Below are 24963 nucleotides of genomic sequence, written 5' to 3'. Positions count from 1 at the left end.
TTTGGTAAATCAGCACAGATGATACCACCAATTTTCACTAGATCTTGACACAACTATGCCTTACGAGAATTTGAAACATAGTTAAATTCTTCTACAAGCTTGACAAAGGCGGCTTACACTTGATGATTAAATTGCTTATATGAAACACGAAAATTGCCTCATATTATATTTGGTTAATAATTCTACGCCTTTAATCAAAGTTGATAAATACTCTTGAATTTAAAGATTTAGGTGCAGAAAACTAATTTATATCCAAGTAAACTTATTTAATATTATTTTTAATTAATTCATTTAAACTTCCATTATTCCTATATGCATTAAACTTATACTTGATTGTCTCTACTGAATTTATAGCAATAGAATTATAAAGATCTTGATTAGAATACAATTCATAAATAGCATCTGCTAACTGCGTTGAATTTTCTTGATCTACGAGTATTCCATTATTTTTATGCTTAATTAACTCACCAATAGAACCCGTGTTTGTAGAAATGCAAGGAAGACCAGATCCCATTGCTTCCATTAATGATACTGGAACGCCCTCATGCAACCCTTCACCAAGATCAAGACTGGGTAAACACATAAAATTAACTTGTTTTGACGAGATTAGATCTAAAACATCTAAATGATTTAAAGAACCTAGAAAGGTTACTTCATTACAAATGTCTAGATCATTCGTCAGTTTTACTAGTTCATCTCTTAAATACCCGTCACCTATAATTGAGATTTTGCACTGAAAACCATTTGCCTTAAGAATACTAATAGAATCAAGTAGTACCTTGTGCCCTTTCACATCTATCAAAGATGCGACACATACTCCGTGAAATGTTTGTTGCCTACATCTGAACTCAGGGACTATCAAACGTTTTATATCAACTCCCATGTATATGACTGAAATCTTATTAACATTATTTAAGTAGAGGTCTTTATCTAGTAATTCACAAGATTTTTTAGAAATTAGTCTCAAAAACGAACATGAAGATAGCTTATGTAAGGTATTGTTATCATCAATTAAATCCCATCTATGGGCTGTAATACCGAAAGGGATATTCGTTAAAGTTGAAATCAACAAACTTAGTTGGCTCGGTGCTGACAACCAATGGCAGTAAATAAAGTCATAGTTCTTTTCTTTACATAAAACCTTTGAAATAAATACTGCCTTGGGGAGCAATATTATGTTACGTATAGTTTTAATAAAGAGCTTGCCCTTACACAGCTTTAACAACTTAAACAACTTAAGAGGTTTTGTGAAACAAAACCTAATAAATCCTATACAATAGTATAAAGAAAACAAACTTAGCTTAGAGTTGTAAGTAGAGTCATAATTAACGTCATTTCTGAGCTTACCTCTCGGGTATGTAGGAATAACCGTTAACTCATGAAACCGTCCCAAGTATTCAATCTCGGGTTTAATAAAGGATTCCCCTTCTCCATAAGGAAATGAAGAAGTAATAAATAGCAGTTTTTTCATTTATTTCTCTTATGCTTAATCAGATAATTTTCAAAAATGCTAATTCGTTCATTTTCTTTAGTGCTACTGTCTAACACTTCTTTAGCTATATCAATTACAGCTTTTTTCCGTTCATCACAGTCCAACCAATATTCTACGAAATCGGAAACTTGTTTTGACTTTTCGATTGCCGAATGCGCTGTTACTTGCAAATATACGGACGTGTCTTGTAGATCAGTATCTTTATAATTTCCAAAAACAGGCAGTCCATAAGAACAATACTCTCTACTTTTAAGAGGACATGCTTCCATCATTCCATGTCGCCAACTTGCCATTCCACTTATTCCAAAATCAGAGTTCTTAAGTATATTATCAAGTTCGACCTTGTCTAGGTACCCCCAATATTTGACATTATCTACACTGTGACCATCACAACCAACAATGTTAAAATGATAGTCTTTTAAATCAGAAGCAAGACCCAAAATTATATCCAAGCCGTGACTTGCGTTCCCAGGAGATGCTACAAATGTGAGTATAGGCTTACTATTATGGATTGATAAAATTTCCTCATCCAATTCTCGTCTAAACTCTATACCGTTACCTATAACATTTTTTGTAGCTGAACTATAACCAGTTATATAATTTGAAAGCTCATTCGTAACACAAATAAAACCATCTATATGTTTTAGTATTTTTCTTTTAAATAGTGTATTGTAGTATCGACTAAACAAACTTGCCTTTCTATATTCGATATCATCATTAGAATTAATTTCCATTAGTACAAGATTTTGTGCTATTAATCTAGCAAGATGGGGCGTATAAAAAGAATATCTTGTATATATTAAATTATGTTCACAAAACATATTCATATGGGATATGTTTCTATAAAACCCCCATATACGACTCAACTTTTTTAAGGAAGAATCGTTTTTTAAATATCCTTCCGATATTTTTGAAGTTTTAGTATTACGCAAGTTGGTTACTGTTCCAGAATGGACAGAATAGACGCTTACATCGTGGCCTGATTCCAACCAATATTTTGTTTGAAGTAATACTTTTTTTACTACTGAATTTGGCTTTAAGATATCAAATTCACAATCTATAATGTAACCAATGTTCATAGTCTTTTCTCTTTACAAAATTTGTTAAATCTTAATGTGCCTAGTGCAATAAGAAGTGCTTGCAAATAATAATACAACAACGATGAACTAGGCACTGCACCAATCACTGGCAGAGTTAGTAATATTGGAGCTAAATACCATTCACTAGTTTGCATCAATGCGTTGTTTCGGATAAATAAAATACGATATGCTGCTTTAAAGTATATTATTAATAATAATACAAACGGTAACAAACCATAAGTTAATATTAGCTCTAAGAAGATATTATGAGGATCATAAAGCTTTTCTCCATACAAACTTGTGAAAGTTGTGACATAGTTATTCAATTCACCGAATCCAAATATTAAGTAATAAGGGGATTCAATTATATAATCAAAATAGTCAAATATTATTCTACTTCTTATTGAAGTACTGTTATCCGAAAATATCAATGCTAATATTGGTATTACAGCAATTAAAACAATAAAGCTTAACGATATACACCATTGTTTTCCTTTCATAGTATTAAATGATAGAAGAAAACTGAACCAAATAGTCATTATGAATGAAAGTATAAAACCACGCGAACCAATCATAATACAAATAACTATAGCGCTAAACATAACTATTGCTTTGATCAGTGATTGTTTCTTCTTTGAGTTAAAAATTTCAAACCAAAGAATTGATATATAAAAATACATTGCAAAACTAAAATCATTGTAATTTGCGAACATAGAAGAGACTAAGTATCTATTATTAGACATTGCGTCTATCATTGGTGATTCTTCATACAAATAACCTGCAATACTATAATTAAATATGATTTCGGACATTGAAATAGTTAATAATATGGTGCCGGAAAAAACTATTGAAGATATAAAAATAGAGTCAAACCTTATCTTACTTGATGAAATAAAAAGTAACATGAAGACCGAAGGAATAATCAAAGAATACACACTTAAACTATTAGTTAAATAATTTACGATAGAACTTAACAAACAACATATAAATAGTAAAAAAGTCGAAAACCAATATTTTACAGATATTTTAACTTTACGAAAAAATATAGAGTTAAAAATAGTTGCCATGGTAAATACCAAAAAACTTAAAGGTGTTTTGGTAAATAATAATATAAAACTAATTTTTATTACATTTCTAGTTTTTATATGCATAAACCAACTTAATAAAAATATTTCGATAAGAGAAAATCACAATCGTTCCTACTCCAAACCAAACTATCATTCGAACATAGGCATCATATTCTGATATACATAAAAGTATAGATGCAATCAGGCATAAAGCGGATGATATATATGTTCGACGATCACTAATCTTAAACCAAATATTATTAGAAAACTCACTTCTAAAAACCATAAACAACCACATTGCTACTGCGGTGGAAATAGCAGCACCCTTGGCTCCAAGTTCAGGAACAAGAACTAAATTACCAATAACGTTCAACACACCTGCTACTATAGCGATATACATAGCATAATTAGTTTTTCTCTTTACTGAAATGCCCATACTTGTAGTTTCAGATAGGGTGTATAGCAATGGTGTTGAAATAGCAAGCGGTAATATATACTGCACATCAATATAATCATCTGGCAATACGAAAGATATTAACCACGACATAGACCCAACAATCACAAATATAGAAGCAACGCCTATCTGTACGTATTCGGATATATTTTTGACTTTATCTAAATTATTACCTTCTGAAACCCATTTGAATACAGAGGGTGCCCACAATGTATTAAATACTGTACCTAATATTGCTACTGCTGATGCTATACTTAAGGATACTGAATAAACTCCCAATTGTTCAAATGATGATATTTTTTTCAAAATTATCTTATCTGTACCCATTAATACCCATGTAGCGATGCCACTAAATATTAAAGGAATCCCATAATTTAACATACTTCTTAATTGTTGATACTTTATGTTCTTAGTCGAAATGGAAAACCATTCTTTATAAGTATATATAGCTCCTAATAAAACCACTAAGGATATGGAACCAAAATAAGCAAAAAGTAAATGTTCGAAATCAAAAGAACGACTGTATACTATATAAAAGAATATAATAGACAAAAACAATATTTTCGGTAATACCTTCGTCATAGAGAATGCTAAACCACGATCTTGCATTCTGAAAATTAAAGTCAAATATCGAGAGCAGAAATAAAGAAGCAAAATTAAACTAGCCATAATAGTTAAAGATATGCTCTTTATATCAAAGAAGATATTAGACAAATAAGTAGGAGAGACCCAAAAAACCACTAACAAGATAGTAGTAAGTAGAACAAAACCAGGAAAGAACGACAAAGCAAGTAGAGCGGGTTTATCAGCACTATCGTGGTATTCCCTGACGTATGACTGATCTAAACCCAAGCTGAATAGTAACACTGAAAAACTGATAACGACTTGAAATAACGATATTCTGCCTATGTCTTCAGGCGAAAAATACCACGTTAAAACTGGTAGTGATATAAAACCTAATAGTGCAGCAGCTATAGGTCCTACTGCGAAAGATAAGATCTTATTCATAAACAGTTAACCATTTCAACTTCATTTCTTTTCAAAGAGTACATCTGAGTATAGGTCTGTCAACCTAGCCACTACGGCTTTCTCACTAAATCTAGTCAAGCAGTCTTCTCTAATTTCTTTTGGAACGAATCCTTCGTAGTTTTCTAGAATTTCCAACATAGCATTTGCAACGCCATCTATATCGTTCACATCAACAAGTAGACCATTATCTTTATTGACAATCGATTCGGGACCACCGCACGCTGTCGCTATGATAGGAACACCTAAAGACAAAGCCTCGATTAGAACAACTCCAAAAGTCTCTATTCTACTAGTTAAAACGTATGTATGGCTTTGTTGCATTAATTCAACTACGTCATTTCGACTTTTCATGCCCAAAAACTCAACTTGATCAGATATTCCAAGATCTTTCGCTAATGTAATAAGCTCTGTTTTTTTAGAGCCATCACCAGCAATTTTCAAAATAACATTCTTGTTCCCATAAAAAGCTTTAGAAAATGACCTCAGCAAAATGTCTAGGCCTTTTTTGTCTTCGAGCATCGAAACGTTACAAAGCTGATATTTATCGACTTTTTTTCTAGAACTTATCTTTTGATATTCAAAGTTTTTAGAAAGTAAATTGGGTACATAGATCCAGTCAATGGTTTCATCGAAGTAATTGTTGAGTAATGCAGAAAAGGGTTCACTCACAGCTATTGCCCGACTGGCACTTCTAAGCACTTTTGTTGCATACTTTTCTTGCCATGGTTTGACTGTCCCTCGAGAAAAGGCGGTGCTATGCTCTGTTATTACATAAGGGACTCCAAATCGTTTATTAATTTCAAACGCTTGAATACCACCATTGAACAATGAGTGAGCATGTAAAATATCGGGCATGCCATTATCCTTGATATAACTCTCGAATAATTTTATTGCGTTCTCAACTGAGAGCCAACTATTACCATAAGGTACTTTTGGCAACCAACCCCATCCACTATTTCGATAAGTAAAAACTCCCTCATCTATTTCATAACTAGTCTTATTTATTCTGTATGTACCGATGTTAGCTTGCGTTATGGGTATCTGTGTATGTGATATAACACCTACTTTGTGACCATACCTTTTCAACGCTATGGCCTGTTCTCGGAAAAAACTACCGCCAACGTCATTCTTACCCGATGGGTACCATGAGGGAATTATACAAACATGCATATTCTAATAGCCTTAATTTACTAGTTTATATCTTTAAGGTAAGGATGCATAGGCAGACTAAATACAGTACTCGCTAATTTCTCAGCAACTAAGAAATTATTATCTACTTGGTTATATGCCTTAAAAGCTGTTTGTTGATGCATACACTTTGCATAGTAAACCATTGTAGGTATACCTCTAAGCTTGAATTTTTTCATAGCCGCATTTCGATTTTTGTTTCGTAGTGTATATTGAGCCCAAGAACTAGTATAACCATTGGGCACCTGCGGTGTTATATAAGTATCCTTATATAACTCTTCGTATCGCTTCGCTACTATGTTTCTTGCTTCCAATTCGGCAGGAAATATAGCTAGTTTCTCAAGTAATATTGCCGCTTGAATTGTATCAAGTCGGCTATTTACACCTATACGAATATTGTCATACTTATCAGAACCTTTTCCGTGTACTCTATACGATCTCAATAAGTCTGCGTACATATCATTGTTGGTAAAAATAGCCCCGCCATCGCCGTAGCAACCAAGTGGTTTCGCTGGGAAAAAACTAGTAGTCGCAACATCACCAAAGCTACCAGCCATTTGATTGTTTATTGAACCACCAAATCCTTGCGCAGCATCTTCGATAAGCTTCAAGCCATATTTATCAGCAACTCGCTGCAATTCAGGATAGTTTGCTGGTAAACCAAATAAATCCACTGCTATGATAGCTTTCAAATTCAGGTTGCCTTCAGAGATGGTTTGCTTTATCTGCTTTTCTAGATCCTTCGGACACATATTGAATGTTTCTTGATCTGAGTCTACAAATACTGGAGTAGCACCGGCGAATGCAACGACTTCTGCTGTAGCGAAAAATGTAAAGGTTGGGCAAAAAACTGCATCACCAGGCTTCACTCCTAGTAACATCATGCATAGAGTCAATGCATCGGTGCCATTTGCACATGTAATAGCATGTTTTACACCTACATATTCAGCAAGTTTTTCTTCAAGTTCAAATACTTCAGGCCCCATAATGTACTGACCATGGTCTAATACTTTATGGATTCGTTTATCGATCCTTAATTTGAGGTGTTTATATTGTGCCTGTAAATCGATAAACTGCATATTATTTCCCAACCTTACTCAAGATAGAACCCTTTAATTGATAAATCTCATTGGTATAAGGGCAAGTTACTTTAACCTCACCAGTCAATGGCAAATCAAGTTGCTCACCATACTCACTCATCCAACCAATTTGCTTCGCCGGCACACCAACCATCAGAGCATAGGGCTTAACATTCGCGTTAACTACAGCGCCCGCACCAATAAACGCATATTCTCCTATTATCACTCCACATACTATCGTGCAGTTAGCTCCTAGCGTTGCTCCTTTTTTGACTAAAGTGCTCCTATACTCGCTTTTTCTTTCAATGCCAGAACGAGGGTTATACACATTGGTAAACACCATACTTGGCCCGCAGAATACCTCAGATTCTAAATGCACGTCGTCATATACGGAGACATTATTTTGAATTTTGCACTTGTCACCAATCGTGACTTTACTACCAACAAAAACGTTCTGTCCAAGAGACACACCCGAACCAATCTCCGCACCACTGCAAACATGTGTAAAATGCCAAATACGTGTATCCAAGCCAATAGCGGCGCCTTCATCAACAATGGCGCTTTCATGTTTAAAATAATTAGACATAACAGTTACGACAAAACCTTATAAAGCAATGGGTGTGCTTTATCACCAGCAACAACAGTATCGCTTTGGCGTATGTGTTCTACAGTTTCAATTGCAATGCGATTTTCATCTATTCCATATCCATTATCACTAAGTACATTTTGATAACTTTGGGTATGTAAATCAGTAAAGCCACCTGAAAACTCTAATTCCTCATCTCCAATAGTTATACTGCGATACGTCATCTTCTCGCCTTTAATCGCGTTTTCCGGCAGGTTTTTTGCGTCAATAGAGAGGAACCAACGAACACGTGCCTTTTCAAATTCAAGATAGCCACTAGCTGTCTTCTCGTCTTTAAAATGCACTTCATTATATTTTAAGTCACCAAAAACAAAGTGAAGCATGTCATAAAAATGCACGCCGACATTGGTAGCTACTCCACCTGATTTATGATCAAATCCCTTCCAAGATTTCAAATACCACTTACCGCGAGAAGTCATGTAAGTAAGGTCAACATCAAACACTTTATTTTCTGGTGCTTCCGCAACTCTATTTTTCAAGTCAATAATTGATGGGTGTAACCGGAGTTGGAGAATTGAATTCACTCTAGAACCGTACAATTCTTCGTATTGTTTCAACGTACTTAAATCTTTTGAATTCAGCACTAACGGTTTTTCACAAATAACATCTATACCATTTTTTAAGGCATATTTCATGTGAGCGACGTGTAAGTAATTTGGGCTGCAAATAGCAATGTAATCCAGTTTTTCGCCTTTGAGTTGCTGATCTTCTACAAAAGCAGAAAAATCTTCAAATTCTGTAAAAAACTCAGCCTCTGGGAAATGGCTGTCCATAATCCCAACAGAATCATTGATATCCATTGCAACGACTAATTCGTTCCCTGTATCTTTAATCGCCTTTAAATGACGAGGAGCGATATATCCCGAAGCTCCGATTAAACCAAACTTTTTCATTACTACAACCTTAAATCAGAATCGTGTACACCAAGAATGTGTTTCACATCATAAACCACATGTTTTTCTTTACATAATGCTCTTATTTTATCAATGCCCAATGCCTTTATTTCAGAATGGTCGACAGCCAAAATAACACCATCATAGTCACAGTCATCAATCTTACTTAATAATGACAAATCATACTCATCACGGACTTCTTCTTTATCCGCCCAAGAGTCATACACATCCACCTTCATATTAAAGTCTTTAAGCTCATTGATAATGTCAATAATCTTAGTATTACGTACATCAGGACAGTCACCTTTAAAAGTAAAGCCCATGACTAAAATTTTTGCTTCGTCGATGTGAATTTTTTTACTAGCTAGTTTTTTAACAAACTGAGTAGCAGTGTATTCCCCCATGCCATCATTAATTCTGCGCCCTGCGAGAATTACTTCTGGGCGATAACCTACTTCTTGGGCTTTATGAGTTAAATAATATGGGTCGACACTTATACAGTGACCTCCTACTAACCCTGGTTTAAATTTCAAAAAATTCCATTTAGTGCCCGCAGCCTCCAATACTTCTTCTGTATCTATCCCTAATTTGTTAAATATTTTAGCAAATTCATTAATGATAGCTATATTTAAATCCCTTTGGGTATTTTCTATTACTTTTGCAGCTTCGGCAACCTTAATAGAAGACGCCATATGTGTACCGGCTGTAATAATTGAGGCGTATAGTGCATCGACCTTTTTTGCTATTTCAGGTGTAGAGCCAGATGTTATTTTCAGAATTTTTGTCAGTGTATTTATCTTATCACCCGGGTTAATACGCTCTGGACTATAACCAGCGAAAAAATCTCGATTAAACAAAAGGCCTGACATTTTTTCGATAATGGGTAAGCATACTTCTTCCGTTGCACCAGGGTATACAGTTGATTCGAAAATAACAATATCACCTTTAGCTATTACCTTAGCTAAGGCTTCTGATGCCTTCTGCAAAGGCATCAAATCAGGAGTCTTGTTATCATCAATTGGAGTAGGAACAGTTACTATATAGATATTCGCATCTCGAATATCTTCTAACTTAGACGTGTATGTAAGATAGTTGGCCTCAAGTAGTTGTTCTTTCTCTACTTCCAAGGTGCGGTCGATACCTCTCTTTAATTCGGCGACTCGTTCCTCATTGATGTCAAATCCAATAGTAGAATATTTCTTGCCAAATTCTACCGCCAAAGGTAATCCTACATATCCTTGGCCTATGATGGCTAATCTAATGTTCTTCATCAGCATAATATATTCCAAAACTTCATTATATAATCTCCAAAACCTGCGACAAGATCTTACAAAAACTGTGAAAGCTATTTTACAAATACTTTAATAGGCGCAAATCAATTTAAAAACTCTAAAAGTGATTATAGTATATTTAACACTGAAAATTAATATTTCGTGTTAAATATATATCTATCAATAATTAGAAAGTTGTAATTGATAAAGTAACCAAATACCTATTCTAAGTAATAAGCCATTTAAAATAATATATTTTAAACTTCACATTCATAAAAGTAACAACTAACTAAAAGCGGTCACGCTGTACTACCAGCATCAACCGTCAAAGTAGTGCCAGTAATACCATTAGCTGCATCAGACACTAAAAATAAAACCGCATTAGACGCATCATGTACGTTAGCCAATCTGCCCAAACAACTTCGTCTTTTGATTTTATCTAGTTTATCACCTACCAAATCTCCCGTCATACTCGTCTCCATATAACCCGGAGCTAAAGTATTGACAGTAATTTTAGCTCTTCCAAGCTCGCGAGCTAGAGACTTGGTAAAACCACCCATAGCAGACTTTGTAGCTCCGTATACACTTAGTCCATTGTATCCGGTAGATCCTATTATAGAACCAACATTTATAATTCTGCCCTCTTTGTTCAAGAGCATCGATCTAGAAACATACTTTGTTAATAATAATGGTGCTTCTACATTCACTTTCAATAAAAGTGATATATCACTCTCGTGCATTGTAGCGAGCACACCATCATGCCCTAAGGCAGCATTATTAATTAGACCAAAAATTCTACCATATTCCTTGGTAATACTTTTTACCAAACTGGAGATATCCTCAGTGTTCACAAAATCAAATTGGACAAAAGATACGTTATCTTTATATTCATTAATAAGCGCATCATACTCTTGTGTGGCTGTTCGACTTACACCAATGACGTTGTAACCAGACTTCGCGAGTAGCCTACTTATTTCAAGGCCCAAGCCTTTTGCACAACCTGTAACAATAATATTTTTCATTTGTTCTTCCGTGCTTTCTTACCAGTAGTATTTATATCAATAGCATCAACTTTTTTGACAAATGCAGGTATTTCCCAAGTATTAAGTTTATCCCTACAAAATGAAACTATATTTCGTTTAAGGTCTTTAGCTGTTAATTGCTCTGCATCGTGATGAATCGATAGTTCACAGGCGACTAAAGCACCCAATAATGGATTCTTCTTCGAATATACTCTAGCTAATTCCACCATTGGGTGTTGCTCCAAAACAGCTTCAATCTTTTCAGGCATTACTTTATTACCACCTATATTGATCGAACCGCTATCTCTGCCCAAAAAGATTATTCGTTTGCCTACTTCTTCAACAATATCACCGGTACAAATATATCCTTCATCGTCATATTCAAGAGTACTTTTTATAAATCCAGAACACCCCTTGGAGCTTTTAATCCAAAGTATACCATTGATAATCTTCAGGTCAGTTCCGTCATAACCACCGTGGTTCAAGTAACTTGAGGGGAATCCCTCTAGCTTATCTTTGACTACAAATCCAACACCCGCCTCTGTAGAAGCGTAAATGTGCACTATTAAAGCTTCTGAGAAACTTTTAACCAAGTTATTTAATACACTTTGAGTGCTAATTTCTCCGCCTAACGTAATTCTTTTTAATGCTAAATTTTTATGGTTCGGTACCATTAAAACTTTTTTCCAAAAAGACGGAGTAGCCGATAGACAATTGACAGAGTGCTCAGAAAACAAACTCACCAATGTGCTTATATTGCTAGATTCAGTTGGTATTACTAATGTTGAACCACTAGCAATTGCTTGCAGATATACTTGCAAGCCAGCGAATCTGTTGATGTCATAAGTTAACCCCCAAACAAACTCGCAACCACGACTAACGTCTTTCTTAGCGGTAGACGTCAATGAGGCTAAACTATAACTTGCAATTTTAGGGGTTCCAGTTGTGCCTGATGTCGCTAATAAGTAATCCCTAGATTGAGTATCAGCCTTACCATTATATTCTTGAAGATGCGTTACAGACACTACCATACAAGAGTCTAATTCAACCACATACTCTATATTTGCAGAAGAATAAAAAAAGTCTTCATTCCCTCCGATGTCGCTTGGTTGCAAAAATACTCGGTTACACAAGTTGTCAATTGCTGGAAGATACAAAGCTAACGATAATCTATCGTTTGAAATAATGGCGCAACTTTTATTTTCTAAAAAAGAGTATCTTGACGCAAAGTCAACGCTCAATTCGATGATACTAGCGAATGTATATACAGATTGCTTAGATATGAGAAACGTTCTTTCAGGAGGAACTTGTCTGACATAATCTAAAAGATTACTCAATTAACCGCCCTCTCATAGATCGCTACGAATTCTCCAAAGGTCGTAGGATAAATTGCATCTTCCAATTCTTGAAACGGGTCAAAATCCAACTCCTCTTCCAAAAGCGCAACCAATATTGCAAAACCTAGCGAATCTAAGCCACTTTCGAGCAAAATTTGATCATCATCAATCTGCTCGTAACGCTCACTTGCATTCGTCTGCTCTAGTGCTTCATTAAAGCTTGCTAATATTATTTTTCTCATTTTCTCGTTCCTTCTAGATTTTAAGACAATCATAATCTTTTTTCCCAAGGCTTTCTAGTAGGCGAGCAATCAACAAAGCTGCTAGCAAAGGTAAAAATGTATGTAACTACGATGTGAGTCGGTCTGAACTAAAGAATGTAGTACTTAGGTGGCCAATCGAGACTTTCCTTCTCATCAGTCAAACCCTCTAGGTCTCGTTCGACTGCAGTGTCTTATGGTGTATTCTTAAACACTCTGTTAAGTTTCAATTACACTTCGATAACCACACACTGGTATCCGTTCTGTTTTTAAGCTTCTAAAAAAACGGGCTAACTAACCAACACTTATACGAGAGAAACTTTATTAATTTGTTATCATACTAATTCTGCAATAGTGCCTTGCACACCTTGGTACATCGGCGTATTGGCTTCGCATCGTATTAGCCTAAGAAAGACCATTAGGCCCAAAACCAACAAAACCCTAGAAAGCCATAAGCCTTCTAGGGTTTTCATCATCACGTCATGCATTTAAGTCAGTCGCTAAATCACCAGGAACTCAAACATCATTACCTAATTCCTGATTCAGGTGCTTAGTCCGTACATTGAGTTCGGCATCAAAGAACCCAGAACCAAAACCCCACAAAACCGCTCTACACCCGCTCCTCCACCGGCACATCTTCCAACCTCTTCCACTTTCTCACGATCTTCGCCATCTGAAACGAGTGCGTCATCCAGTAAGTGTGGAATAGGAAACACCCTACAATGGTGTAGAACATGATGTATTCAGGTACTTGGAAGTATTCGCCTAATAGACCAATCGTTGAGTACAAGATTTGTACTGAACAAATCACAACCAAGGCTTCACGCGGCGTAAAGCCAATGCGTTGCATGATGTGGTGGAAGTGTTCACGATCTGGATGGAATGGTGAATGACCCTTACGAATACGACGGATCATAATCGCCATCATGTCGATAAGCGGCACTGCAATAAGCCATAGAGCCGTTACGGGTCTGATAACGTAAGTGTCATCGGCCATTTGGGTTCCGCCAATCAGAATCCAAATAACGGTAAAACCGATCATCATACTACCGGCATCACCCATGAACACTTTTCTGACCTTGCCAAAATAGCCAAGGTTAAAGAGCACAAAGGGTATGGTTATAGTGATGAATACCATCGCAAAGTACGTTGGCTCTTCTAAACCGTGCGCATAAAAGACAAGCCCTAGTGAAGCAAAAACCACAATGGTTAAACCGCCTAGTAGGCCATCAATACCATCAACCATGTTGAACGCATTAATTGCGCCAATGACGGCAAATAACGTAACAATGGTATCGACAACCGGAGGGAAGTGCCAAGCACCGAACCCTAAGGCATTACCAATATGTGTCAACGTCAACCCAGTGTAATGAATCATTACCAACGTCAAAACTGCTTGTATGCCCATACGCAGTTTATAACTGATATCAAAGCGGTCGTCAGCTACACCAATCAATACCAGTATAGTTAAGCACGATGCAAATAATCCCGGATACTCCAAGTCATCTGCATTCACGTACAAAAAGTACAGTACGGTAATACAGATAGAGATGCCGCCCACCAACGGCACACTGCCTTGGTGGAGTTTACGAGCATTGGGTTTATCCACGAGCCCTACCGCGTACCCCACTTTACGCATGCAGTACAACACAGCAAGCGAGAGGAAGAAGAACATCGATAGCTCGATCAGATAGTCGAAAAATGACATGACGTTAAGCCTATTAGTAATGTAAATATAAAATCGTGAAGCTATGAAATAGGAATCTAGGAATCTAGGAATCTAGGAATCTAGGAATCTAGGAATCTAATTTATCGGTCTAGCCAACCAAACGTAACTTCGAAAAATGACGTAATTAAAATAATGAGTCATTCTGGCGAACGCCAGAATCTTAGGGAGCACAGGTATCCCATCCCATACTGCCCAGAAAGGCTTCGCATACTCTCAGCGAAACCCTTAAAATTGTTCATTGCCGGTTTCTGCAACAGGTTATCCCAGAAGTCCGAAACTGCCATCCCCGAGTCCAAAAACCAGCAAGCCGATAACCCAGGAACCAGTCACCCAGAGCCCAGGCACCGCCATACTCGAAGTCCAAACCCCATAGTCCCCGAAGTCCGAACCCCGTCATCCCCGAGGTCTCTTATCGGGGATCTAACACAACCAAAACGAAACCAACTACAACTTCTCAGTAGAGTCCTTATCAATCTCAGCCTTGCTACCTTTCAAGTAAACATTCTTATAGCAGTAGTTCGTCGCTTCGATGTAACCATCCACACTACCGCAATCAAAACGCTTACCCTTAAACTTATACGCAATCACACATCCACTTTTCGCCTGTTTAAGCAGTGCATCCGTAATCTGAATTTCACCACCTTTACCAGGCTCAGTCTCTTCCAAAATATCAAAGATATCAGGCGTAAGAATATAACGACCAATAATAGCAAGATTGCTTGGCGCAGTGCCTTGTTCCGGTTTTTCCACCATATCGGTAATGCGGATCAAATCATCACTTAAGTGCTCACCTGCTATTACGCCATATTTATGCGTTTCAGATTCAGGCACTTCTTCCACTGCAACAATAGAACAGCGAAACTGACGATAAAGCGCAGCCATTTGAGCAAGCACACCCTTGTCATCATTAATACAAAGGTCATCAGCAAGCACCACAGCAAACGGGTTATCACCCACTAACTCTTTACCTGTCAATATTGCGTGCCCTAGCCCTTTCATTTCACGCTGGCGAATAAAAGTATATTGCGCCGAGTCGATAAGAGAACGAATGTCATTAAGCAAAGGCTCTTTATTCGTGCCTTGAATCTGATGCTCAAGCTCGTAGTTCTTATCGAAGTGATCCATCAATGAGCTTTTGCCACGACCGGTAACTACGGCCATGCTTGTCATACCGGCTTGGATAGCTTCGTCAACGCCATATTCAATGAGAGGCTTGTTAACAATCGGCATCATTTCTTTTGGCATGGATTTAGTAGCAGGTAAAAAGCGCGTCCCATAGCCTGCTGCTGGGAATAAACAGTGTTTAATCATATTTAGTGTTTTTAGTTTTTGTACTGACTTGTTATATAAAATGATTGAGGTATTAAATTGAAGCATTTGCACCCCAATGAGTGCCTCTCCCAACTGCAGTGAGGCACTAAATAATTAGAGTTTTAGGTTTATTGAAATAGCAGAATCAATCGCTGCCGAATAAATCTCGGGTGTACACCTTATCCGCCACATCTTGCAGTTCTTCCACCATACGGTTAGATACAATCACATCCGACATTGCTTTAAACTCACCAAGATCGTCAATCACTGCTGAATGGAAGAACTCTTTTTCTTTTAATACAGGTTCATACACGATCACTTCAATGCCCTTGGCTTTGAGTCGCTTCATGATGCCTTGGATGGAAGATGCACGGAAATTATCAGAACCAGATTTCATAATTAGACGATAAATACCTACACGCTCTGGTTTTCGCTTCAAAATAGAGTCAGCAATGAAGTCTTTACGAGTGGTATTGGCATCAACGATCGCACCAATGATGTTATTTGGTACATCGGCATAGTTTGCACGAAGTTGCTTAGTATCTTTTGGTAAACAATAGCCACCATAGCCAAACGACGGATTATTATAATGACTGCCAATACGAGGATCTAAACTTACGCCTTCAATAATTTGACGTGCATCTAGCCCATGTGCTTCTGCGTAGGAATCTAGTTCGTTAAAGTAAGCAACACGTAAAGCGAGGTAAGTATTAGAGAACAGTTTAACGGCTTCCGCCTCTGTAGAATCTGTAAACAACACTTCAATATTGTCTTTTATTGCACCTTCAACAAGAAGATTAGCAAACACTTCTGCACGTTGACTACGCTCACCAACGATAATACGAGAGGGGTGCAAATTGTCGTAAAGAGCGCGGCCTTCACGCAAGAATTCAGGTGAGAACAACAGGTTCTCACAACCAAACTCTTCTTTAATGCGAGCCGTATAACCTACAGGTACGGTAGACTTGATGACCATCACTGCATTTGGGTTAATCGCCATGACATCTTTAATCACCGCTTCCACTGAAGAGGTATTAAAGTAATTGGTTTCAACATCATAATCCGTTGGTGTAGCAATGATGACGTATTCCGCGTCTTGGTACGCTACTACTTTATCTAAGGTTGCGGTGAAATTGAGTGGTTTGTTGGTAAGAAAATCGGTGATTTCCGTATCAACAATTGGAGACTGCTTGTTATTAAGCATCTCAACTTTTTCAGCCACGATATCAACCGCGACAACGACATGATGCTGAGCAAGCAGCATCGCATTAGACAGGCCTACATAGCCTGTACCAGCAATGGCAATTTTCATAGTTTACCTTGGTAATAATATATTTTAGAGATAGAAACTTGATGTTCAAAACGAAAGACCAGCTCTCGCCTTTTTTCCCTTGTCGCCGTACCTGATTGACCAACGCAACAAATTGTCGCATACTTAACCTAAATATAAGCAAGCAAGGAACTCATTATGGCGACTAGTGTAAGACTCGATGAAAACTTCGTGAACCAAGCTAAGGTACATGCAGAAGCAGAAAACCGCTCTGTACCAAAACAGATTGAGTATTGGGCCAAAATCGGACAAATCATGATTGATAATCCAGATTTACCCTATGAATTTGTAAAAGAATCTCTATTGGCAAATCAAGAAGTGAAACAAGGTCTGACTCAACGTTATGTGCGAAGAACAAAAAAACATTGATATTTACGAATCACGTCGCTTTGAGAAAGCACTAGCGAAACTTCCCGATACTCTATTAACCATCGTGGAAGATGAAATAGAAAAAATTGTTGAGCATCCAGAAATAGGCGAACAAAAGAAAGGTGATCTTTCTCATATGCGCGTCCACAAATTTCAGCTTAACGATCAACTCGCGCTACTGGGTTATTCATGGGTCGAGAATAAACTTGAGATCTATCTTCTTCACTTAGACTCTCACGAAAACTTTTACCAGAAGCTCAAGAACAAACGTAAAACAGATTTGAAATTTATCCAATCTTAATGTGATTGTAATCACGAAGCTTTTCACTTAGGTGCTTAGCTTCACCCACTCGAAACTCTGACAATTAAATGGCGAATTCGGCCGAAATGAATGCGGCTAACAATACACACCAAATGGCCCAAAATAACGGGTGAGTCGATTATCCTAGCTCGATGTTTTCGTGCGCATAGAGCGCATCGATACAACGGTGCCTTAACAATATTGAGACGGACGCTTCTCAAATGAGTGCCTCACACTGCGCGCGACCTGAGACACTATTGGGCGCCCTGTTGACGACCGTTTTGCGTCTCATCCGCGTCTCAATCAAGAAAAGCAAAACACCAACCGATTGTTTTCTTTAAGCCTTTTAAAGCACACCCTTTCGCGCACCCTACTGGAACTCTACTTGTTGTAAAATTCGCGGTACCACTTAATAAACTCAGCCACGCCTTCTTTAACCGTTACTTTTGGCGTGTAACCCGTGGCAGCGAACAAGTCTTTAGTGTCTGCGTAGGTTTGATAAACATCGCCTGGTTGCATTTCTCTGAAGTTTTTCTTCGCTTCAATACCCAGTTCGTCTTCAATGGCTTTTACAAAATCCATAAGATTGATTGGAGAACCGTGACCAATGTTATACACGGCATAAGGAGCAGAACTGGCTGCTGGAGAACCCGCTTCAACCGACCAATCGTTATCACGTGTTGGTATTACCTCAGCAATACGTACCACGCCTTCAACGATGTCTTTTACATGGGTAAAATCACGCCACATATCACCATTGTTATTGATATCAATGGTATCGCCATCGAGAATCTTCTTGGTGAAGATAAACGGTGCCATATCGGGGCGGCCCCACGAACCATATACAGTAAAGAATCGTAAACCTGTGGTTGGAATATCGTATAGATGAGAGTAGCTGTGCGCCATTAGCTCATTTGATTTCTTGGTCGCAGCGTACAGTGACACTGGGTGGTCAACCGAATCTGATGTTGCAAATGGTGTTTTCGCGTTTAGCCCGTAGACTGAACTAGAAGAAGCATACACCAAGTGTTTCACTTTACAGTGACGACACCCTTCTAGAATGTTTAAGTGACCAACAAGGTTTGAATCCGCATACGCATGCGGATTTTCAATTGAATAGCGAACACCGGCTTGTGCCGCTAAGTGGATGACTTGGTCAAATTGCTCAGCTTCAAACAAGCTAGCTACACCATCGCGATCAGCAATGTCGAGCTCAACTAATTTGAAGTTGCTATGTTGGATACGGGCCAAACGCGCTTCTTTTAAAGCTACATCGTAGTAATCATTCAGATTATCAACACCGACAACCTGATGATTTTTTGCTGTTAACTGTTCCACAACTGCACTGCCGATAAATCCTGCAGCACCAGTAACTAAATACTTCATTTAATTTCCCTAAACCAGATTGCATGGGCAAGCTATTTGTCTTCTGATACTAAAAACCAATTGCTCCACCGCAATACCACTATATTAACCATTAAAGTAGGTCTAAATTACTCACCCTTTAAAGAATCAACGATAGATGACGCTATATTCCCTACAGCAAATTCTTTTTCTAATAACTTATAACCTGAGGTTCCAATACTTCTGCGCAACTTTACATCACTTTGCAATTTGCTCGCATTCTCAAAAAATACTTCATCTTCGCCATTAACACTAATCAACCCAGCCTGATTGTTATTCACCAACTCAAGTAGATCATTTCCTTTATTCACACTACCTAAGATTGGCAGCGACTGAACCATATAGCCTAAAAGCTTACCTGGGAAGTTGTGAGCCGTGTGTTGGGCTGATAATGAAAACAGTCCGACATCAACTTGACCCAGAATATCTTTAAATTCAGCTTGACAAACAGAAGGTAAGTAAGAGCAATTGGTTAGGTCCCACTCCTTAATTAAGTCATTCACTAACTTAACTTCATCACCTTGTCCTACAAACAGGAAGTGTGCGTCATCAAAACTCTTCATAGCTCTGGCTAAACGCATCAGGTTAGCCATATCCTGAGCGTGGCCGATATTACCACCGTAGAAATAAATGACTTCGTCGTTTATTCCCAATCGTTCTCTCAAGCTAGAATCTTTATCTGATAGGTAATGAGGCGATAAATTGGCCCAGTTTCGCAGTATGGTGGTTGGATATTGCGAATCAGTATTGGTGTTAAATATCTCGAGGTTTTTCTCAGACATAACGCCAATAGTATCTGCCTGGCGGTAAGAGGCCGATTCAAAAAACCTAAAATAACGTTCAATTAAAGAGCCCTCTTTCATCAGGCCCGAGTCAATAGCCCACTGAGGAAAAAAGTCGCGCAGAACGAGATAGCTTTTACACTGGCAGCGTTTTTTTATTTTTGAGACCAGTGAGCCGAAGAAAATTGATGGAGAATAGTAAACAACCCCATCAAATGAGTTCTTATCGACTTTACATTGAATTGCACTCCAAGCACTATGGGAAAGTAGCGTTTCGTTTATCGCTCGCTTGACCTTAGGGACATCCTTAATTTGGCCAGAACGAAAGCGCCAAACTATGACACCGTCTAGTTTATCTTCACTAAAACTTGGCTCACCTTCATCAAAATGAGGGGTAATGACCGTGACTTCATGTCCTTGCCCTATTAACTCTAGAGCTAGTTCATGCATCATTTTTGCCCCAACACGTGTACTGTGGGGCAAATAATCATCAATGATTAAAGCAAGTTTCATTAATATTCTTTCCAGACAACACGCTTAACATAATCTGTATAAGAATGAACTATACGTACTACCTTATCTGATACGTTCGGCATTGAGTAATCATAGACTTGTCGTAATAGACGCTCATCACCCGTTGGCTGAGACTCTAATATTGCCAAACCTTGTAGAACTCGCTCAACATCTAGACCCACCATCATTACAAACGCCTCTTCCATTCCTTCAGGACGCTCGTGCGCTTCACGCAAGTTGAGGGCCGGGAAATTCATAATCGACGATTCTTCATTGATAGTGCCACTGTCAGACAATACCGCTTTCGCGTTCTTTTGCAGGTGGTTGTAGTCATGAAAACCCAGTGGCTTAAGAAGTTGAATATTCGGATGGAACTCCAGCCCTTGTGCTTCAATGCGATTACGTGTGCGGGGATGAGTAGACACGATAACTGGCAAATTGTAATGCTGCGCTACCGTATTCAATGTCTCCGCCAATTTCAGTAACTGCTTAGGTGAGTCAACATTCTCTTCACGATGCGCGCTGACCACAAAGAACTGACCTATTTCTAAACCTAATCGTTCAAGTACATCTGATCTATCTATTTGAGGCATATAGTGGTTCAAGACTTCAAACATTGGGCTACCCGTTTTAATTACCCTGTCTGCCGGTAAGCCTTCAGCAATAAGATAATCACGCGCAATAGTACTGTATGTTAAGTTGATGTCCGCCGTGTGGTCGACAATCTTTCGATTGGTTTCTTCTGGAACCCGCTGGTCAAAACAACGATTGCCTGCTTCCATATGGAAGATAGGGACTTTACGACGCTTCGCAGGGATAGCAGAAATACATGAATTCGTGTCACCCAATACCAACATAGCGCTAGGTTGTACTTCTTCTAAAACCTGGTCAACCTTAATAATCACTTGACCGATAGTCTCTGCCGCATTCTTACCCGCAGCATTTAAGAAGTAATCCGGCTTGCGAACACCAAGATCGTTGAAAAACACCTCATTGAGCTCAAAATCGTAATTCTGCCCAGTGTGTACCAATATGTGTTCACAGTGTTCATCGAGTTTGGCCAATACACGTGATAGTCGGATAATCTCAGGGCGCGTACCCACCACCGACATAATTTTTAGTTTTTTCATTATAGTTCTCTTAAATCCTTACAGCGGTTTCGCGATGGTATCGGGCGCTTCTCTATCGAATATCTCATTTGCCCACAGCATAACAATCAATTCTTCTTCACCGATGTTAGTAACATCATGGCTCCAGCCAGGTACTGTTTCTACGACAGTCGCTTCATCTGAATCCACCGTAAGTTCATAGCGCTCACCTGTAATGATATGCTCAAACTTAAACAATGCTTTACCTTTGATGACCAGAAATTTCTCATTCTTCGTGTGGTGATAATGACCACCACGAGTAATGCCTCTATGGGCAGTAAAGAAAGAGAACTGTCCTGACTCTTTAGTCTTCAGCATTTCACAGAACACACCACGTTCATCACCGTATTTTGGTAGAGTGTAGTGGAAGTCAGTAGGTTTGAAGTAACTTAAATAAGTAGAATACAAAGCGCGAGCTAGACCCGTACCCACGTGCTCAGTAACCAACGTTTCCCTACTTTCTTTAAATCCACGAAGTAGGTTCGCAACTTCACCGACCGTTGTCTTATATTCAACTGGAACGCTTTTAACACCACTCTCAGAGTTTCCATCAAGCAAAGCAATGAGCGCCTGACAAACATCGTCAATGTAAACTAAGGTCACAGCCGCACTAGGGTCGTGGATACTAATTTCGATATCATTGACGATATTGTGACAAAATGTCGCAACAAAAGAATTGTAGTTAGGACGACACCATTTACCGAAAACGTTAGGAAAACGGTAAACAAACGCACCAGCACCCGTTTCGATACCGTAATCGTGCACAAGAGCTTCGGCTTGAGCCTTGCTTACACCATAAGCATTGTCTAGGCTTGCTTGAATAGAAGAGCTCAACATCACTGAGGTGTTACGACCGTTTAGCTTTATGTTTTCAATAACAAACTCGGTCAGGGTTGCATTACCTTCAGCGAACTCTGATTCGTCTTTCGGACGATTAACACCCGCTAGATGATATACAAAGTCAGCAGTTGCCAACGCCTGCTTAACCTCTGATTGCGGTGTATCCTGGTCAATAGGCGTTATCGAATTAAAACCTTTTTCTGCTAACATCATGCACAGATTTTTTCCGATGAACCCTTTCGCTCCCGTCACAACAATATTCATTTACACTCCCTCTGGTACGACAGTACTACCTGCTTCAATATCACGAATAAAGCTAAGTTTACGAAGTAACTCAACCATACCCAATGTATCCAAGCGGTCAGTGTTATGGGAATTATAATCTTCGACTAAAGATAAGTCTTTCTCACCTTCTTCATTGAACTTGGAGTAATTTAAATCACGATTATCCGATGGGACTCGATAATACTGACCTTGGTCTTGAGCGACGAACATCTCTTCTCGACTACACAATGCTTCAAACAATTTTTCACCATGGCGAGTACCAATCACATTAACGGTGTGCTCAGGTTTATCTGCCACTTTGAGTAACGCATCCACTAAGGTTTGGATTGTCGCTGCTGGTGCTTTCTGCACGAAGATGTCGCCATTTGAGCCGTGTTCAAACGCATGAAGAACCAAATCTACGGCGTCGTCAAGGGTCATCATAAATCGTGTCATGCCAGGGTCAGTGATTGTGATAGGCTCATCACTGAATATTTGGCGTAGGAATAGAGGAATAACCGACCCTCGAGACGCCATAACGTTACCGTAGCGCGTTGCACAGATAGTGGTATTGGTATGCTCGAGATTACGGCTCTTGGCGACGATCACTTTTTCCATCATCGCCTTAGAAATACCCATTGCGTTAATTGGGTAGACTGCCTTATCTGTACTCAGACAAACAACACGTTCAACATTATTTTGAATCGCGGCTTCTAGTACATTTTCAGTGCCAAGTACGTTAGTTTTCACCGCTTCTAATGGATAAAACTCGCAAGAAGGGACTTGCTTAAGGGCTGCAGCGTGATAAATGTAGTCGACGCCACGCATGGCATTATTCACACTTTGATAGTCGCGAACGTCACCGATATAAAACTTAAGCTTCGATGAGTTGTACTTCTTCCGCATATCATCTTGCTTTTTTTCATCACGATAGAAAATACGAATTTCAGCGATATCTGTTTCTAAAAATCTGTCAAGTACGGCATTACCAAATGAACCCGTACCACCTGTAATCAAAAGTGTTTTATTGTCGAACATTTTTCCCCACTTTTCTCAATATATTTAATAAATTATTTGTGCGTTCTTCTTGACTACCGTAATTATGAAGAATTCTTTCTGACATGGCTTTTTTATCATCAGTAACGCTATCGCAATTAGAGCATTCTAATACGGCGTTGGCTAGACTAGCAGCACTATCAGGTTCAAAGTAACAAGCGTAATCTTCACAAATTTCTGTTGCAAAAGGTAGATTACTTGCAACCAAAGGCTTCCCTGTAGCAATAGCTTCTAAATATGTAGTAGAAAAAACCTCTAAGACACTCGGTTGAATAAAAATATCATGAGAAGCATATAATTCAGACGCATTTTCATGATTGTACGGCCCTACATTTTTAACTACATCATGCAAGCCATAGAATTCAACCAATGGCTGAATGTGAGCTTCGAAATCTTCTTTTTTCAATGTAAAAGACAAGCTATATTTAACTGTTTCATTTATTTCCAAAAGGTTGAGCGCATGCACGGTTAAAGCTAAATTTTTATGTTTATAATAAGCTGAGGGCACTAAAAGTTTAATGGTTCCTTCATTCACTTGAGTTTCAAAGGTCGCAGATAAGAAACTTTCTGATATAGCGTTACTAACAATAAAACTATCGATACAAGTGTTTTTCTTCTCAAATGCAATTTTTGAATTCAATGTTTGGAAAATATAAGCGTCGGCGTATTTAATATAATGCGCTTGATAATATGAATGGAGTGCTCTTTTAAAACGCTCTAACAGATTGTTATCTAGTTGTAGCGCATATTTACTTGGTGCCAAGAGATACGGGTTACTACACCCCATGATATGGTAGCAATCAAAATCAACATATGCTGGACCAGCATTGGTATAAACAATATCTGGATTCAAGTTTTTAACTATTTTCTTAATTTCCAACCGTGATTTGTAAGACTTAGCTGGTGAACTAACTACTGAACAATTCTCATCACGGATAATATCTTTAACTTGTTTATAAACAGCATGACTTAGCAGATAATAGAATAGGAAATCATTTTGCTCTGTAGTTTCTACTTTCTTTATGAAGTTAACCGCATTTTGAACTGCTCCACCAACTACATTTACTGAGCAGTTGTAAATAACTTTGATTTTTTTCAT

The 24963-nt window shown here is 38.2% G+C and carries 23 protein-coding genes; 2 read left to right on the top strand and 21 right to left on the bottom strand.

Going from position 1 to position 24963, the window contains the following annotated elements; translation table 11 throughout:
* Positions 1–262: 262 nt before the first annotated feature.
* From OCU35_RS14670 to OCU35_RS14600, 15 genes are all read right to left on the bottom strand, one after another.
* Complete coding sequence (locus tag OCU35_RS14670) at positions 263–1471, bottom strand: glycosyltransferase family 4 protein (RefSeq protein ID WP_261826405.1); 1209 nt, start codon at positions 1469–1471, stop codon at positions 263–265.
* Entirely contained in the window at positions 1468–2571 is a 1104-nt protein-coding gene (locus OCU35_RS14665) for a glycosyltransferase family protein (protein ID WP_261826404.1), read from the bottom strand. The genes OCU35_RS14670 and OCU35_RS14665 overlap by 4 nt, the downstream gene beginning before the upstream one ends.
* Entirely contained in the window at positions 2568–3638 is a 1071-nt protein-coding gene (locus OCU35_RS14660; protein ID WP_261826403.1) for an O-antigen ligase family protein, read from the bottom strand. The genes OCU35_RS14665 and OCU35_RS14660 overlap by 4 nt, the downstream gene beginning before the upstream one ends.
* 67 nt (positions 3639–3705) lie before the next feature.
* Entirely contained in the window at positions 3706–5100 is a 1395-nt protein-coding gene (locus tag OCU35_RS14655) for a lipopolysaccharide biosynthesis protein (protein ID WP_261826402.1), read from the bottom strand.
* A 21-nt stretch (positions 5101–5121) separates the two neighbouring features.
* Entirely contained in the window at positions 5122–6291 is a 1170-nt protein-coding gene (locus OCU35_RS14650; RefSeq protein ID WP_261826401.1) for a glycosyltransferase, read from the bottom strand.
* A 20-nt stretch (positions 6292–6311) separates the two neighbouring features.
* A complete protein-coding gene (locus OCU35_RS14645) occupies positions 6312–7388 on the bottom strand; it encodes a DegT/DnrJ/EryC1/StrS family aminotransferase (RefSeq protein WP_261826400.1) in 1077 nt (358 codons plus the stop codon).
* Between the two features lies 1 nt (position 7389).
* Complete coding sequence (locus tag OCU35_RS14640; RefSeq protein WP_261826399.1) at positions 7390–7974, bottom strand: acyltransferase; 585 nt, start codon at positions 7972–7974, stop codon at positions 7390–7392.
* A gap of 5 nt (positions 7975–7979) precedes the next feature.
* Positions 7980–8927 (bottom strand): Gfo/Idh/MocA family protein, encoded by a 948-nt coding sequence (locus OCU35_RS14635; RefSeq protein WP_261826398.1) that lies wholly within the window; start codon positions 8925–8927, stop codon positions 7980–7982.
* Between the two features lie 2 nt (positions 8928–8929).
* Positions 8930–10204: a Vi polysaccharide biosynthesis UDP-N-acetylglucosamine C-6 dehydrogenase TviB gene (gene tviB / locus OCU35_RS14630; protein WP_261826397.1), complete on the bottom strand. Its 1275-nt coding sequence runs from the start codon at positions 10202–10204 to the stop codon at positions 8930–8932.
* A gap of 293 nt (positions 10205–10497) precedes the next feature.
* A complete protein-coding gene (locus OCU35_RS14625; RefSeq protein WP_261826396.1) occupies positions 10498–11220 on the bottom strand; it encodes an SDR family NAD(P)-dependent oxidoreductase in 723 nt (240 codons plus the stop codon).
* Positions 11217–12557, bottom strand: a complete 1341-nt coding sequence (locus OCU35_RS14620) for an AMP-binding protein (RefSeq protein WP_261826395.1) — start codon at positions 12555–12557, stop codon at positions 11217–11219. Before OCU35_RS14620 ends, OCU35_RS14625 begins: the two co-directional genes overlap by 4 nt.
* Positions 12554–12799, bottom strand: coding sequence for an acyl carrier protein (locus OCU35_RS14615; RefSeq protein ID WP_261826394.1), 246 nt, complete (start codon positions 12797–12799; stop codon positions 12554–12556). Before OCU35_RS14615 ends, OCU35_RS14620 begins: the two co-directional genes overlap by 4 nt.
* A 628-nt stretch (positions 12800–13427) precedes the next feature.
* Complete coding sequence (gene wecA, locus OCU35_RS14610; RefSeq protein ID WP_261826393.1) at positions 13428–14525, bottom strand: UDP-N-acetylglucosamine--undecaprenyl-phosphate N-acetylglucosaminephosphotransferase; 1098 nt, start codon at positions 14523–14525, stop codon at positions 13428–13430.
* A 465-nt stretch (positions 14526–14990) separates the two neighbouring features.
* Positions 14991–15857: a UTP--glucose-1-phosphate uridylyltransferase GalU gene (gene galU / locus OCU35_RS14605; RefSeq protein WP_261817994.1), complete on the bottom strand. Its 867-nt coding sequence runs from the start codon at positions 15855–15857 to the stop codon at positions 14991–14993.
* 145 nt (positions 15858–16002) lie between these two features.
* Entirely contained in the window at positions 16003–17169 is a 1167-nt protein-coding gene (locus OCU35_RS14600; protein WP_261826392.1) for a nucleotide sugar dehydrogenase, read from the bottom strand.
* Positions 17170–17325: 156 nt separating this feature from the next.
* Between OCU35_RS14600 and OCU35_RS14595 the strand changes: the two genes are divergently transcribed.
* Positions 17326–17556: a ParD-like family protein gene (locus OCU35_RS14595; RefSeq protein ID WP_261826391.1), complete on the top strand. Its 231-nt coding sequence runs from the start codon at positions 17326–17328 to the stop codon at positions 17554–17556.
* On the top strand, positions 17531–17857 hold the full coding sequence (locus tag OCU35_RS14590) for a type II toxin-antitoxin system RelE/ParE family toxin (protein ID WP_261826390.1): 327 nt from the start codon (positions 17531–17533) through the stop codon (positions 17855–17857). Before OCU35_RS14595 ends, OCU35_RS14590 begins: the two co-directional genes overlap by 26 nt.
* Positions 17858–18238: 381 nt before the next feature.
* Here the strand turns inward: OCU35_RS14590 and OCU35_RS14585 are convergent, their stop codons facing one another.
* From OCU35_RS14585 to OCU35_RS14560, 6 genes are all read right to left on the bottom strand, one after another.
* Positions 18239–19243 (bottom strand): NAD-dependent epimerase, encoded by a 1005-nt coding sequence (locus OCU35_RS14585; protein WP_261826389.1) that lies wholly within the window; start codon positions 19241–19243, stop codon positions 18239–18241.
* Positions 19244–19350: 107 nt separating this feature from the next.
* The gene (locus OCU35_RS14580; protein WP_261826388.1) at positions 19351–20556 is read right to left on the bottom strand and encodes a glycosyltransferase family 4 protein; all 1206 of its coding nucleotides are present in this window, start codon (positions 20554–20556) and stop codon (positions 19351–19353) included.
* Complete coding sequence (gene wecB, locus OCU35_RS14575) at positions 20556–21686, bottom strand: non-hydrolyzing UDP-N-acetylglucosamine 2-epimerase (RefSeq protein ID WP_261826387.1); 1131 nt, start codon at positions 21684–21686, stop codon at positions 20556–20558. The genes OCU35_RS14580 and wecB overlap by 1 nt, the downstream gene beginning before the upstream one ends.
* Positions 21687–21704: 18 nt before the next feature.
* A complete protein-coding gene (wbjC, locus tag OCU35_RS14570) occupies positions 21705–22808 on the bottom strand; it encodes a UDP-2-acetamido-2,6-beta-L-arabino-hexul-4-ose reductase (protein ID WP_261826386.1) in 1104 nt (367 codons plus the stop codon).
* Complete coding sequence (locus OCU35_RS14565; protein WP_261826385.1) at positions 22809–23846, bottom strand: polysaccharide biosynthesis protein; 1038 nt, start codon at positions 23844–23846, stop codon at positions 22809–22811.
* Entirely contained in the window at positions 23833–24963 is a 1131-nt protein-coding gene (locus tag OCU35_RS14560; protein ID WP_261826384.1) for a glycosyltransferase, read from the bottom strand. The genes OCU35_RS14565 and OCU35_RS14560 overlap by 14 nt, the downstream gene beginning before the upstream one ends.

The sequence above is a fragment of the Vibrio breoganii genome, from assembly GCF_024346795.1.
GTDB lineage: Bacteria > Pseudomonadota > Gammaproteobacteria > Enterobacterales > Vibrionaceae > Vibrio > Vibrio breoganii.
Note: the sequence above shows the minus strand (reverse complement) of the source record. Positions and strands in the feature narration are given on the sequence as shown.

Coding starts and splice junctions, on each gene's coding strand:
- wbjC (WP_261826386.1), bottom strand. CDS start 22,808: ATGAATATTGTTGTGACGGGAGCGAAAGGGTTCATCGGAAAAAATCTG.
- OCU35_RS14640 (WP_261826399.1), bottom strand. CDS start 7,974: ATGTCTAATTATTTTAAACATGAAAGCGCCATTGTTGATGAAGGCGCC.
- wecA (WP_261826393.1), bottom strand. CDS start 14,525: ATGTCATTTTTCGACTATCTGATCGAGCTATCGATGTTCTTCTTCCTC.
- OCU35_RS14560 (WP_261826384.1), bottom strand. CDS start 24,963: ATGAAAAAAATCAAAGTTATTTACAACTGCTCAGTAAATGTAGTTGGT.
- OCU35_RS14615 (WP_261826394.1), bottom strand. CDS start 12,799: ATGAGAAAAATAATATTAGCAAGCTTTAATGAAGCACTAGAGCAGACG.
- OCU35_RS14625 (WP_261826396.1), bottom strand. CDS start 11,220: ATGAAAAATATTATTGTTACAGGTTGTGCAAAAGGCTTGGGCCTTGAA.
- OCU35_RS14670 (WP_261826405.1), bottom strand. CDS start 1,471: ATGAAAAAACTGCTATTTATTACTTCTTCATTTCCTTATGGAGAAGGG.
- galU (WP_261817994.1), bottom strand. CDS start 15,857: ATGATTAAACACTGTTTATTCCCAGCAGCAGGCTATGGGACGCGCTTT.
- OCU35_RS14585 (WP_261826389.1), bottom strand. CDS start 19,243: ATGAAGTATTTAGTTACTGGTGCTGCAGGATTTATCGGCAGTGCAGTT.
- OCU35_RS14655 (WP_261826402.1), bottom strand. CDS start 5,100: ATGAATAAGATCTTATCTTTCGCAGTAGGACCTATAGCTGCTGCACTA.
- OCU35_RS14650 (WP_261826401.1), bottom strand. CDS start 6,291: ATGCATGTTTGTATAATTCCCTCATGGTACCCATCGGGTAAGAATGAC.
- OCU35_RS14580 (WP_261826388.1), bottom strand. CDS start 20,556: ATGAAACTTGCTTTAATCATTGATGATTATTTGCCCCACAGTACACGT.
- tviB (WP_261826397.1), bottom strand. CDS start 10,204: ATGCTGATGAAGAACATTAGATTAGCCATCATAGGCCAAGGATATGTA.
- wecB (WP_261826387.1), bottom strand. CDS start 21,686: ATGAAAAAACTAAAAATTATGTCGGTGGTGGGTACGCGCCCTGAGATT.
- OCU35_RS14565 (WP_261826385.1), bottom strand. CDS start 23,846: ATGTTCGACAATAAAACACTTTTGATTACAGGTGGTACGGGTTCATTT.
- OCU35_RS14635 (WP_261826398.1), bottom strand. CDS start 8,927: ATGAAAAAGTTTGGTTTAATCGGAGCTTCGGGATATATCGCTCCTCGT.
- OCU35_RS14645 (WP_261826400.1), bottom strand. CDS start 7,388: ATGCAGTTTATCGATTTACAGGCACAATATAAACACCTCAAATTAAGG.
- OCU35_RS14665 (WP_261826404.1), bottom strand. CDS start 2,571: ATGAACATTGGTTACATTATAGATTGTGAATTTGATATCTTAAAGCCA.
- OCU35_RS14600 (WP_261826392.1), bottom strand. CDS start 17,169: ATGAAAATTGCCATTGCTGGTACAGGCTATGTAGGCCTGTCTAATGCG.
- OCU35_RS14660 (WP_261826403.1), bottom strand. CDS start 3,638: ATGGCAACTATTTTTAACTCTATATTTTTTCGTAAAGTTAAAATATCT.
- OCU35_RS14590 (WP_261826390.1), top strand. CDS start 17,531: ATGTGCGAAGAACAAAAAAACATTGATATTTACGAATCACGTCGCTTT.
- OCU35_RS14595 (WP_261826391.1), top strand. CDS start 17,326: ATGGCGACTAGTGTAAGACTCGATGAAAACTTCGTGAACCAAGCTAAG.